Annotated in this window: 10 protein-coding genes; 4 read left to right on the top strand and 6 right to left on the bottom strand. The window is 73.2% G+C overall.

The window, feature by feature from the left end; genetic code table 11:
• Positions 1 to 23: 23 nt before the first annotated feature.
• The 3 genes from VET29_RS01575 to VET29_RS01585 are packed head-to-tail and all read right to left on the bottom strand — an operon-like array spanning position 24 to position 2,834.
• Positions 24 to 2,099 (bottom strand): hypothetical protein, encoded by a 2,076-nt coding sequence (locus VET29_RS01575; RefSeq protein WP_324913563.1) that lies wholly within the window; start codon positions 2,097 to 2,099, stop codon positions 24 to 26.
• 4 nt (positions 2,100 to 2,103) lie between these two features.
• Positions 2,104 to 2,454 (bottom strand): hypothetical protein, encoded by a 351-nt coding sequence (locus VET29_RS01580; protein WP_324913565.1) that lies wholly within the window; start codon positions 2,452 to 2,454, stop codon positions 2,104 to 2,106.
• Positions 2,451 to 2,834, bottom strand: a complete 384-nt coding sequence (locus tag VET29_RS01585; protein ID WP_324913567.1) for a YbaB/EbfC family nucleoid-associated protein — start codon at positions 2,832 to 2,834, stop codon at positions 2,451 to 2,453. Before VET29_RS01585 ends, VET29_RS01580 begins: the two co-directional genes overlap by 4 nt.
• 123 nt (positions 2,835 to 2,957) lie before the next feature.
• On the opposite strand from VET29_RS01585, the gene mycP reads away from it, so the two are divergent.
• Positions 2,958 to 4,229 (top strand): type VII secretion-associated serine protease mycosin, encoded by a 1,272-nt coding sequence (gene mycP / locus VET29_RS01590; RefSeq protein WP_324913569.1) that lies wholly within the window; start codon positions 2,958 to 2,960, stop codon positions 4,227 to 4,229.
• A gap of 39 nt (positions 4,230 to 4,268) precedes the next feature.
• On the opposite strand, the gene VET29_RS01595 is transcribed toward mycP, so the two are convergent.
• Positions 4,269 to 4,571: a hypothetical protein gene (locus VET29_RS01595; RefSeq protein ID WP_324913571.1), complete on the bottom strand. Its 303-nt coding sequence runs from the start codon at positions 4,569 to 4,571 to the stop codon at positions 4,269 to 4,271.
• A gap of 13 nt (positions 4,572 to 4,584) precedes the next feature.
• Positions 4,585 to 4,893 carry a WXG100 family type VII secretion target gene (locus VET29_RS01600; RefSeq protein WP_324913573.1) on the bottom strand — a complete coding sequence of 103 codons (309 nt, stop codon included), beginning with the start codon at positions 4,891 to 4,893 and terminating at the stop codon, positions 4,585 to 4,587.
• 170 nt (positions 4,894 to 5,063) lie between these two features.
• Between VET29_RS01600 and eccCa the strand changes: the two genes are divergently transcribed.
• From eccCa to VET29_RS01615, 3 genes are read left to right on the top strand one after another with little or no spacing between them, the layout of a single operon-like run.
• Positions 5,064 to 9,026, top strand: coding sequence for a type VII secretion protein EccCa (gene eccCa / locus VET29_RS01605; RefSeq protein ID WP_324913575.1), 3,963 nt, complete (start codon positions 5,064 to 5,066; stop codon positions 9,024 to 9,026).
• Between the two features lie 23 nt (positions 9,027 to 9,049).
• On the top strand, positions 9,050 to 9,397 hold the full coding sequence (locus tag VET29_RS01610) for a hypothetical protein (RefSeq protein ID WP_324913577.1): 348 nt from the start codon (positions 9,050 to 9,052) through the stop codon (positions 9,395 to 9,397).
• Positions 9,398 to 11,008 (top strand): hypothetical protein, encoded by a 1,611-nt coding sequence (locus tag VET29_RS01615; RefSeq protein WP_324913579.1) that lies wholly within the window; start codon positions 9,398 to 9,400, stop codon positions 11,006 to 11,008.
• A 48-nt stretch (positions 11,009 to 11,056) separates the two neighbouring features.
• Here the strand turns inward: VET29_RS01615 and eccB are convergent, their stop codons facing one another.
• The gene (eccB, locus tag VET29_RS01620; RefSeq protein ID WP_324913581.1) at positions 11,057 to 12,466 is read right to left on the bottom strand and encodes a type VII secretion protein EccB; all 1,410 of its coding nucleotides are present in this window, start codon (positions 12,464 to 12,466) and stop codon (positions 11,057 to 11,059) included.

The following is a 12,466-nucleotide window of genomic DNA, read 5'->3' on the forward strand; positions in this document are numbered from 1 at the left end:
GCGGGGCCGGAAGGTTGGTTGCCTTAGTTGGCGGTGTTGCCGGTTTGGGGCGAGCTGGGCTGCTGGGTGGTGCCGGATTGAGCGGGCTTGCCGGCGGTGTTGCCGGACTGGCCGGCGTTGGGTTGCGAGTTGGTGCCGGATTGATTGGCGGTGGTGCCGGCCGCCTGGGCGCCGGCGTTGCTCGATGACGTCGTATGGGTGGGGGCGGCGCCTGCCGCGTGCGTCGGCGCCGAACCCATCGGAGCCGTGGCCTGGCCCACGCCTGACGTGGACTGTCCCGGATCGCCGGTGGTCGCGACGTTCTGCGACTGTGACGCGCCCGAGTGGGTGCCACTCGCCTCGCCGACAGGCGCGTGGCCGGGCTGGCCGGTTGCCTCTGCCCCGCTCGGTTGACTGCCCTGGCTGCCAGTCTGCTCGACATTGGAGTGTGTGCCGACTTCGCTGCCTGTCGAGGCACCGCCAGTTTGGCCGTCGGCGCCCGTGCCGGTTTGGGCTGCGCCGGTTCCACTGGCTGCGTGACTGCCACTCGCCTGGGCACCGGCCGCTTGCTCCCCACCAGCCTGGGTGCCATCTACTTCCGCGCCACCAGTTCCCTGCGCGCCGGTGGCATGCCCTCCGGCCTGCGCGCCACCCGCCTGACCGCCGCCGGCTTGCCCCGCTTGTGCGCCGCTGGCTTGCCCCGCCTGACCGCCGCCGGCCTGCTCTCCGGTCTGCGCATCTGTTTGCGCACCGCTGGCCTCTCCGCCGCCGGCCTGCCCCGCCTGCGCGCCACTGGCTTGCCCTCCACTTTGGGCGCCATTCCCCTGTGCGCCGCCACCTTGCGCCGCTTGTGCGCCGCCGGTCTGCGCGCCATCTGCCTGCGCACCTCCGGCCTGCCCTCCGCTCTGGGCACCACCTCCCTGTGCGCCACCGGCTTCTCCACCCGCCTGCGCACCCCCCGCCTGGCCGCCGCCCGCCTGCGCACTCCCCGCATTGCCACCAGCCTGACCGCCTTGACCGCCATCACCTCCCCCTTCACCCGCGGAACTCCCAGCACCCCCAGCCGGATCACCCCCACGGAGACCGGACGTGTCCGGCGGCGCGGCCCCCGCGGCGTTCCCCGCGAAGCGGTTCACAAGGTCGTCGACCGTCTGCTGGCCGTGCGGGTGCCACTGCTGCACCCCGTCCACCACCATCGACCTCGGCGCTCCGACCAGGGCCGACGAGATGGCGTTCTGCTTGAACGACTCCGCGTACCCATCGGGGTCGACCCACGCCGACGGGTTGTCGATGTTCTGCGCGAGGTAGCCGGCCGTCGGTGACGTCACGGCGTTGTTCGCGGCCGAGGTGAGGCCGGCGTTGAGGTTCCTGGCCAGGCGTGACGGCAGGATCTGGTCCAACCCGGCGCCGGTGGCGCGGGACAGGGGCGCGGCCGCCTTGCCGACCACCTCGCCCAGCGGCCCGCCCAACGCGCCGGCGAGGGTGTTCTGGCCCAGCTGAGCGAAGTCGAAGCTGTCCCGGGTCCCCATCGCCATGCTGGTCAGCTGGGTCGCGGCGTTGATCAGGGCCTCGTCGATGGCCTCCTTGCCCATCTCGACGCCGGTGTGGGCGACCAGCTCCAGGGCCCTGGGCAGCCCACCGGACAACGCTCTGCCGGCCAGGCTGGTGATCATCGACGTCAGGCGGCCGGCCACGATGCGTGCCAGGCCCTGGGCCAGGAATCCGCCGCCGGGCATCCAGGCCAGGGCGGCGAAGATGACGATGTTGGCGACCAGCTCCATGACGATGTTGATCCGCGCCTCGCGGAGTGAGTCGCCGTAGTCGTCGATGCCGTCCGCCAGCGAGCTCATGCTCCGCGCGATCAGCCGGAAGTTCTTCGGCAGGCTCCGCAGCGCGTAGGCGAACTGGGCGCCCGCGTCGTCCACCCACACTGTCTCCGACACCTTGGCCTGCGCCTCGAGCTCGGTGGCGGTGTCGTCCATCAGCTTGGCGACGGCCTGCCACTGCCGGGCCAGCGCCCACGCGTCGGCCTCGTCGTCGGGGGGCCAGACCTGGTCGAAGGTGTACCGCTTGACGGACTCCCAGAGACCGACGTTGTCGGAGGGCTCCGGTACGGCCATGGCGTCAGAACTCGAAGTGCTGGCCGGCCACCAGGTCCGCCTGGACGTACATCGGCACGGCCTCGCTGCCCGCCTGCGCGATCTTGCCGAGGCTCGCCGTCATCGCGTCGATGGCGCCGGTGAGCTGGGTCGCCGCCGGGTTGTACTGCTCCCTGAACGGGCCGCCCATCGGGCCCTGGCCGAGCTTGCCCTCCAGCGACCCGATCTGGCCCTTCGCCGTCCCCCAACCGTTCTGCGCGTCGGTGTTGGTGTTGGCGACGTCGCCCATGTTCTTCGACGTCGGCGCCGGGTACATGCTGACGCCGGTGCCGTTCAGGTCGATGGCGGTCCAGTGCTCGCCGTCCGGGTCGGTCATTGCCGGCCCTCCATCGCCGAGATCTCGCCCAGCAGGTGCAGGGCCGGGTCGAACCTCGGGTCGATGTCCTCGTGCCGCTCCGGCGGAAGGAGCTTCGCGGCGAGCCTCGTCGCCTCCCGTTCGGCTTCGGCGGCGGCCTCGCGCACGGCCGCGACGATCTTCGCGGCCAGCTCGGTGGCGTTGGGCTCGCGGTAGACGCGCGGGTCGAGGTCCAGCTCCAGCAGCTCGCCACGACCGCCGGCGACGGCGGTGACCAGGCCGTCGCCGGAGTAGCCGGTGCCGCGGATCTCGTCGACGCCGTCCCGGATCGCCTTCACCTGGTCGGCGAGGCGGGCGTACTCGGCGAGCCGCCCGGTCAGCTCGGTGGCCGATCTCTCCACTTTCGTGACCTCCCCACGTGTACCGGACCTCAGGATGACCGCGGCGCATCGCCCGGCCGCGGCGGTGACCGGTTCCGGCCACGGCCGCGTCGCGTCCGTCCGCCGGCCGGAGGATCACCGGTCATGAGAGGGGCTTTCGCCGTGGCGCTGGCGGCCGCGTGCGCGCTCGGGCTGCCGGCCACGGCGTCGGCCGCCGCGCCGCCCGCGGGCGCCTGCCGCGGCGACCCGGAGCCGGGGCGGGACGTCATCACCCAGCTGCCGTGGGCGCAGCGGCTGCTCGACCTCGACCGCACCTGGCCGCACAGCACCGGGGTGGGCGTCACGGTCGCGGTCGTCGACTCCGGAGTGGACGCCGACCACCCGCAGCTGCGGGGGAAGGTGTTGCCCGGCGCGGACTTCTTCCTCGTCGGCGACCTGCCGGGCGACTTCGACTGCGTGTCGCACGGCACCGCGGCCGCGTCGATCATCGCCGCGTCACCCGCGGCCGGGATCGGCTTTCGCGGTGTGGCGCCGGACGCCGCCATCCTGCCCGTGCGGGTCACCGACCGGGAGCTGACCGACGGCGGCACCGCCACTCCGATCAACCCGGGCATCGTCGCCGAGGGCATCCGCTACGCGGCCGACAGTGGCGCCAAGGTGATCAACCTTTCCCTGTCCGGGTACGGCGACTTCCCGGACATCCGCGACGCCGTCGCCTACGCCCGGGCCAGGGACGCGCTGCTGGTCGCGGCGGTCGGCAACCGCGCCGACCAGGGTGCGGTGCCGTCGTACCCGGCCGCCTACGACGGGGTGCTCGGCGTGGGCTCCATCGGCATCGACGGCGTTCGCGCACGGGACTCGCAGGTCGGGTCCTATGTGGACCTGGTGGCGCCGGGTCAGGACGTGGTCGGCGCGTCGCGGGTCGCGGGACACCACTACTGGGCCGGCACGAGCTTCGCCGCGCCGTTCGTGTCCGGGGTTGCCGCGCTCGTCCGGTCCGCCCACCCGGAGCTCACCGCCGAGCAGGTCGCCGAGCGGCTCATGGCGACCGCGGACCCCGCCCCCGGCGGCCGGAGCAGCCGCGAGTACGGCGCCGGCATCGTCGACCCGTACCGCGCGGTGACCGAGGACCTGTCCGGCCGCCGGCCGCTCCTGGTGCCCGACGTGTCACCGCGGCCACCGGACCAGGAGAAGATCCGCGAGGCCACGTGGTGGTCGGACATGGGCGCCGGCGCGAAGGTGTGCGCCGGACTGGTCGTCGTGGCCATCGTGGTCACCGCGATCCTCGCCGCGGCACTGCCGAGGGCCCGGCGCCGCCGCTGGGCCGCCACCCGCCGCGACCCGCTCCCCGACACCCCGGACCGGACCGAGACCCCGGACCAGGTCTTCCTGCTCCCGGCCGGCAGAAAGCCCTGAGGGGCACCCCGGGCCGGGGTGCCCCTCAGGGCATGGCGGTCAGCCGGCGATGGCGGAGCGGGCGCGTTGCACCGCGCCGCGCAGCTCCTGCTCCGCCTGGTCCACCGCGCGCATGAGGTTGGCGAGGAACTCCTCGTTCTTCTGGCCGTAGGTGTCGAAGTCGGCGTTGCGGAACTGGTTGGCCTCGCCGGCGTCGTCCGCCCAGCCGAGGTTCATCGTCCCGGTGGTGAAGGACATCCAGTCGCCGCGGTTCTGCGACAGGCTGTTCTGGGCGTTCTGGATGGCTTCCTTCAGGTCCTGCAGGTGTTCGAACTTGACTGAAACGGCGTCGTCAAGGTTCACGTCCTCACGCTCCTCAGTGGCCGTTGATGGCGTTGATGATCGAGTAGGCGTCGTCGTCGGCGCCGACGCTGATGTTCAGCGCCTGGCTGGTGCCCTGGGAGATGCTGTCCGCGTCCTGGGCGTTGGTCCCGAGGTACCCGCGGATCTCCTGGTGCTTCTGGTCGAACGCGACCTTCGCGCGGCCGCCCCACACCGACTTGACCATGTCGGCGATCCCGGACATCTGCTTCTCGTAGTCCATGATCGCGGTGTGGACGTCGGACGACCGGCTGACCGCCGTGGTCATCGCTGACTGTTCGACGTGGATGTTGTCCAGGGCCATGGCTTCACTCCCTCACAAGACGCACCTGTGCGAGCGCCGCGTCCGCGGCGACATGCCCCGACGCTAGGTCGCCCGCCACCCGCGCGAGGGGGACCGGCACGTTCCTGCCACGGCGGCCACACACGGCCGGACGGCGGGTCAGGATCGGGGCCGAGGAACGGAGGTCGGCCTTGGGGACCGTGATCGTGCGCCGCCCGTTGCGCCGGCCGGCGCCGCCGATGCCGGCGGGTGAGCTGGTGCTCGACGCGCCGCCGGAGATCCCGCCGCCGTCGGGCCGGCAGTGGCAGCAGGTGCTCATGGTCCTGCCGATGGTGCTCATGATGGGCGCGATGATCCTGTTGTTCAGCGCGGGTTTCGGCGGGAGCGGCACGTTCACAGCGATCCGCTTCGTCGTGTTCGGCATGTTCGGCCTCGCGATGCTCGTGATGGTCGGCGCAGCGTTCCTCCAGGGCGGCGGGCCCAGCAAGAAGGAGATGGGCTACGCGCGCAGGATGTACCTGCGTTCCCTTGCCCAGCACCGGGTGCGGGTCGGCCGCACGGCACGCCGGCAGCGCGAGGCCCTCTGGTACCTGCATCCCGACCCGGCGTCGCTGTGGTCGGTCGCCGCCAGCTTCCGCCTGTGGGAACGCCGCCGCGGCGACGCGGACTTCGGCGTCGCCCGCATCGGACTCGGCGCGCAGACCCTCGCCACGGAGCTGATCGCGCCCGACACCAAACCGATGGAGCAGCTGGAACCCCTGTCGGCACTGGCCCTGCGCCGGTTCATCACCGCGTACTCGTCCGTGCCGGACCTCCCGCTCGCCATGGCGGTCAACGGTTTCAGCCGCGTCTACCTCCGCGGCGGCGACCGCGTGGACGGTCTGGTGCGCGCCATGATCTGCCAGCTCGCGACCCTCCAGTCCCCGGACGACCTGCGCATCGCCGTGTGCGTGAGCCCGGAACGGCGCGGCGGGTGGGAATGGCTCAAGTGGCTCCCGCACGCACTGCACCCCGAACGCGCCGACGCACTCGGCCCGGTCCGCCTGGTGGCCCCCACGATCACCATGCTGGAGGCGGTCCTGGAGGACCTGCTCGGCGCGCGCCCGCGGTTCGACCCGGAGGACGGCACGACCAGGGTCGCCGGCCCGCACCTCGTGGTCGTGCTCGACGGCGGCGAGACCGCCGGCTCCGACCACCTCACGGCCGGCAACGGCGTCGAGGGCGCCACGGTCGTCGACCTCACCTCCCCGCCGCCACGGGCCCCCGACCGGTCCGCGGTCGTGCTGCGCGTGGCGAGCGACGGCACCCTCACCAGCGCCACCGCGGACGGCGAGATCGACCTCGGCCGCGCCGACTCGCTGTCCGTGACCAACGCGGAGGCACTGGCCCGCCAGCTCGCCCCGCTCCGCCTCACCGAGGGCGCGCGCGGCGAGCAGCCGCTCAGCTCCGAACTGGGCCTGGAGGAGCTGCTCGACCTCGGCGACCCGTACGCGTTCGACCCGCAGGAGACGTGGGTGCCGCGCCCGAACCGCGACCGCCTGCGGGTGCGGTTCGGCATCCGCCCGGACGGCAGCCCGATCGAGCTGGACCTCAAGGAGTCCGCGCAGGACGGCATGGGCCCGCACGGCCTGCTCATCGGGGCCACCGGCTCCGGCAAGTCGGAGCTGCTGCGCACGCTCGTCCTCGCGCTCGCCATCACCCACCCACCGAGCTCGCTGAACTTCGCGCTCATCGACTTCAAGGGCGGCGCCACGTTCACCCGCCTGGACCGGCTCCCGCACACCAGCGCCGTGATCACCAACCTGGTCGACGAGCTGCCGCTGGTCGACCGCATGGCCGACGCCATCAACGGCGAGCTGATCCGCCGCCAGGAGCTGCTGAGGGCGGCCGGCAACTTCGCCTCCCTGCGTGACTACGAGAAGGCACGCGCGGCCGGCGCCCCGCTGCCCGAGGTGCCGACCCTGTTCGTGGTCGTCGACGAGTTCTCCGAGCTGCTCTCCGCCCGCCCGGACTTCATCGACAACTTCGTCCAGATAGGACGCGTCGGCCGGTCGCTCGGCGTGCACCTTCTCCTCGCGTCGCAACGACTCGAGGAAGGCAGGCTGCGTGGCCTGGACACGCACCTCTCGTACCGGGTCGGCCTGCGCACGTTCTCCGACATGGACTCCCGCACGGTCCTGGGCGTGTCCGACGCGTTCTCCCTGCCCCGCGCCCCCGGCCACGGCTTCCTGCGCTACGGCGACGAGCCGATGGCGCGGTTCCGGTCCGCGTACGTGTCCGGCGTGCACCGCGCGGACCAGCCGCACGGCGCCCCGCCCACAGGACCGGAACCGTTGGGGCTCAACGTCTACTCGACCACCTACGTCGCGCCGGCGGTCGAGGGGGAGACTGCGGAGTCCACGAAGGACACCGTGGACGACGACGCGGTCGGCGAGAGCCTGCTGGACATCCTCGTCGACCGGATCGCGGGCCGTGGCGTACCCGCGCACCAGGTGTGGCTGCCGCCGCTGGACGTGCCGCCGAGCCTGGACCAGGTCCTCGGCGAGCTGACCGTGGACAGCGCACGGGGACTGCGCCCGGCCGAGCACAACGGCGCCCTGCACGCGGTGTTCGGTGTCGTCGACCGCCCGCTCGACCAGCGCCGCGACCCGCTCGTGCTCGACCTGTCCGGCCCGGCCGGGCACGGCGTCGTGTGCGGCGGCCCGCAGTCCGGCAAGAGCACCGCGCTGCGGTCGATGATCACCAGCCTCGCGCTCACCAACACGCCACGCGAGATCCAGTTCTACTGCCTCGACTTCGGCGGTGGCTCACTCGCCGCGCTGCGCGACCTGCCGCACGTCGGCGGCGTGGCCGGCCGGCAGAACACCGGCGCGGTGCGGCGGACGGTCGCCGAGGTGGCCACGATCCTCGCCGACCGGGAGCGCCGCTTCGCCGAGCTGGACGTCGACGGCATGCCCACCTACCGGGCGCTGCGGGCCGCGGGCCGGGTCGACGACCCGCACGGCGACGTGTTCCTGGTCGTCGACGGCTGGCTGACGCTGCGCAAGGAGTTCGAGGACCAGGAGGAGATCATCACGAGCATCGCCCAGCGCGGCCTCGCGTACGGCGTGCACCTGCTCGTGGCCGTCGCCCGCTGGTTCGACCTGCGCCCGCAGGTGCGGGACCTGCTCGGCAGCCGGGTCGAGCTGCGCCTGGGCGACCCGATCGACACGATGATCGACCGGACGGGCGCGCTGCGGGTGCCGGAGAACGCACCCGGCCGCGGCCTTGGCCCCACCAAGCACCAGATCCTGACCGCGCTGCCACGCATCGACGGCCGCGTCGACGACCTCGCCGTCGGCGTCGCCGGCCTCGTCGCGGCGATCCGCGGCGCGTGGCAGGGCGAACCGGCGCCCGCGGTCCGGATGCTGCCCCCCTTCCTGCCCTACGTCGCGCTGCCGCCCGACGACCCCGCGACGCACCAGCTGTCCGTCGGCATCGCCGAGACGGACCTGCGTCCTGTGCGGCTCAACCTGGGCGCGGACGCGCACGTGCTGGCACTTGGCGACGCCGAGTCCGGCAAGACGACCTTCGTCCGCGCGCTGGCCAGCAGGATCGTCGACACCTACACCCCGGACCAGGCCAGGATCCTGCTGGTCGACCACCGCAGGAGCCTGCTCGGCGAGATCCCGCGGGACTACCTCCTCGGCTACGGCACCGACCCCGCGGCGACGAGCAGGCTGGTCGACGCCGTCGCGCAGGGCGTGCGTGGCCGGCTGCCCGGTCCGGACGTGACACCGGAGCAGTTGCGCAATCGCGACTGGTGGACCGGCCCGGAGCTGTTCGTCCTGGTCGACGACTACGACCTGGTCGCGACGCCCGGGTCTAACCCGCTCGCGCCGCTCACGGAGTTCCTGGCGCAGGGCCGGGACATCGGCCTGCACGTGGTCGTCACGCGCCGGTCGGGCGGCGCGGGAAGGGCCCTGTTCGAACAGTTCCTCACCCGCATGCGGGACGTCGGCGCGATCGGCCTGCTGATGTCCGGCGACAAGGCGGAGGGCCAGCTGCTCGGCGGGCAGAAGGCCGAGGAGCTGCCGCCCGGGCGGGCGAAGCTCGTCACCCGTCGCGGCGAGCCGCAACTGGTGCAGCTCGCGTGGCTGCCACCGACCGAATGAAGTCGACCACCAAGGAGGAACCGATGGCAGACGAGACGGACCCCGAGCTGTCCGGCGTGCCGGACGAGATCGCCGGTGAACCAGGTGCGATGGGCACGTTCATCCTGCGCGGACCCGGCGTCGAACTGTACAAGTTCGACGGCACGGCGAAGCTCACGTCGGGTATGCCGGAAGGCCAGGCCTACGCCGTGAAGGACGAGTCCGCGTCCAGGCGGCTGGCGACCTTCGTGCAGTCCACGGCCATCGGGTTCAACTCGTACTCCAGCAGCGCGGAAACTCACGGGCGCGACTACCTGCAGACGGACGAGCTGGCCGCCGACGGCATTCGGCACTTCGGCACGCTCACCCAACAGTTCGTCGCGGGGGACTAGATGCCCAACTACACCGCGATGCCGCTCGCCCAGCAGATCTCGATGCTGGAGCAGGAGGACAAGAACCAGAACCTCCGCGAGGCCAAGAGCCAGATGTGGAAACACGCGGTCGTCGATCTCGACGACGCCGAAGCGGAGCTCGGTCGGGAGACCGACAAGCTCGAGACTGCGTGGACGGACCCCGGCGGCGACACCTTCGTGGCGAAGGCCCGTGACACCCAGAGCGTGATCCGGACGTGGACGCAGAACATCTCGTCCGCCAACCCCGCCACGATGCTCGACCAGATCAACGCGCTCGTCCCGCAGGCGCTCTCCCTGGCGCAGACGAACCAGACGCGGTTCCAGCAGTACATGGCGACCCAGGGTGGCGTGGCGATCAACCTCGGCTACTCGGCCGACCAGCTGGAGGCCCCGTACCGGGAGCCGAGCGGCCGGCTGATGGACCAGATCGCCGCCCTGTACGAGCAGGCCGGGGGCGCGGTGACGAAGGCAGGCTCTGGCCCGAAGTACCGGGGCATCGACGGCGACCCGGAGTCCGGTGGCCCGAGCCCGTCGGTCCGCGGCGGCGGGGGCGGCGGTGCCCCGGCGGGGGCGGTCAGTGCGTCGCCCGGCGGCGGTCCCCCGCCCGGGGAGGTGACGGATCCCCTCGCCTCCCCGACGACGGGTACCGACGGCCAGGACGCCCTCACCCGACCCGACCCGTCCCTCACCAGCCCGCTCGGCGTCGACGGCGGTGGCGCGGATCTCCCGGCCGGCGCGGACGCGGCGGCCGGCGGCGGTCCGGACCCCACGCTGAGCGGTGGTCTCGGCACTGCCCCGACGCCGAGCGTCACGAGCCCGGTCGGCGCCGGCGGTGGCGCCGGTACCGGTGCGGGTGGCCTGGGCACCGGCGGCGGTGCGTCGCCGATCCCGTCCCTCAACGGCGGTCTGGGCGGCATCGGCGCACGCCCGGGCGGCGGCATCGGTGGAGGTGGCGGCGGTACCGGCGTGGGTGCCCTGCCCACCCCCATCACGAGCATCCCCGGCCGCGGGGGCGGTGGTGGCCCCTTCGCCGGGGCCAGGGTGCCGGGCCTGAGCCTCGGTGGTGGCGGCGGCATTCCCGGGCTCGGCTCGGCGGGCACCGGAGGTGGCGGTATCGGCGCGGCCGGTGGCGGCACGGGCCAGATCCCGGCGGCCGCGACCCCGTACCAGGCCCCGGCGTCGACCGGCCCGGGCGGCGTGGCCCCCACCGCGCCGACGACGGCCGGTGCGGCGACCACCGCGGGCGGCTCCGGGTCCGGTGGCGGCATGGGTGGCATGCCGATGTCGCCGATGGGCATGGGCGGCACGGGTGCCGGCGGCGGCGCCCCCGGCTCCGGTGCGGTGTCCCGCCCGGGCCGCAACAACCACAACCGGCGCAAGGAGGTCGTCACGCCGGGACTGCCGGTCATGCTCAGCGGCAAGGCGGGCATGGCCGACATGAACGCGTTCGTCGGCCGGGGCCGCCGGCAGGCGCAGGAGTCCGACGTGCCGACCACGGTTCAGCTCATCGACGAGGACCTGTGGCAGGTGGAGCAGAAGCCGGCCGCCGACGAGCAGCTCGTCGCGCCCCCGGTCCGCCGCCTGCACTGACACGAGCCGTGCGGGTGCCCTTCGAGACGGAGGGCACCCGCACGGCGTTCAGCGCCGCAGGGCGGCCTCGTGGCTCAGGCCCGAGCCCAGCGGGATCCGGGCCACCAGCCCCGCCGGCATCCGCACCGGCCTGACGCCGTCGTAGCCCAGCACCTTCAGGACGTCCGCCGATGCGAGCGGGTACGCGATGCCCTGGTCGGTCACCACGAGGAACGTCCCGCGCGGCGCGTCGGCCGACGGCACCGCCTCGATGACCGCCGCCCGCCCCGCCGGCACGAGCACCTGGTCGGCGAGCACGACGCCCCTGTCGGTCCGCTTCGGCGTCGCGGACATCGGGTCGACCGGCGCCGACGCGGGCGCCAGCGTCACGAGCGGCACGTCGTCGCCCGGCGCGAACGTCAGGCACAGCGGTGCCCCGTCGTCGACCTCCACGAACGCCGGCCGGAACGAGGGCGGGTCACCCGGTTTCGGCGGCGCGACCGACGGCTGCGGTGCCCCGCTGGCCTCGATCAACCCCATCGGCAGCGCCTTCGGCTCCTGGTTCGGGTACGCCTTCGCCGTCTCCCGGTACGCGCGCTGGATGTCGTACTGCAGCTCGGTGATCGGCCGCAGCTGCCCCACCTCGGCCAGGTAGAACTGCACACCGCGCGTCGTCGTCACCGCGAACAGCTGCCCGGCGCGGACGTCCGGCGCGACCACCTGCGCGGGCTGTCCCATCTGTGCCACGGGAATCGGCGCGATCGGCCGTCCCGCCGGGATCGACTCGACGACCGCGGGGCTGACCCGCACCGCGGGGGTCGCATGCAGCGCGAGCCCGACGGCCAGCTGGTCCGGCCTGCTGATCAGGTGCCGGTAGCCACGCAGGACCAGGTACCGCTCACCGGTCTCCGGCACGTCCACGAGCACGGCCTCGTTGCCGAGCGTGCGCCCGCCGCGCGCGAGCTGCCCGACCATCAGCACGGACGTGGGTACGACCGTCCCGGTCAGGTCGGGCGCCGGCTGCGAGCAGAGCGTCCAGGGGTCCGCGAGCAGACCGTCGGCGGCCGGCAGCGCGTCCGGCGCGTCGGGGATGCCGATGCGGGGGCCGCGGGGGACCCCGGCCAGCGAGTCCCTCGACACGCTCACCGTGTCGGCATGGTCGTCCAGGGCCAGCAGGGCGGACGTGTAGTTCTCGACCGGGTGCAGGCGGCCGTCCAGGTAGACGAACCGGGTGCCGGTCTCCTTCTCGACGACCACCTTCCTGCCGTCCGCCCAGGTCTGGTTGCCGCCCGGGTTGAGCATCCCGTACACCCCGACCGCGGCCAGCGCGACGACCGCGACCGCGATGCCGCCGAACGCGGCGTGGACCGGCCTGCGGAACGGCGGCTGCTCGGGGTCGGTCTCCCTGGTGACCAGCGCGGAGACGACCCGCTGGACCAGGAACTGGTAGGCGTGGAGCTGGTCTCTCTTGGCGGCCAT

Source organism: Actinophytocola sp., from assembly GCF_035634895.1.
GTDB lineage: Bacteria > Actinomycetota > Actinomycetes > Mycobacteriales > Pseudonocardiaceae > Actinophytocola.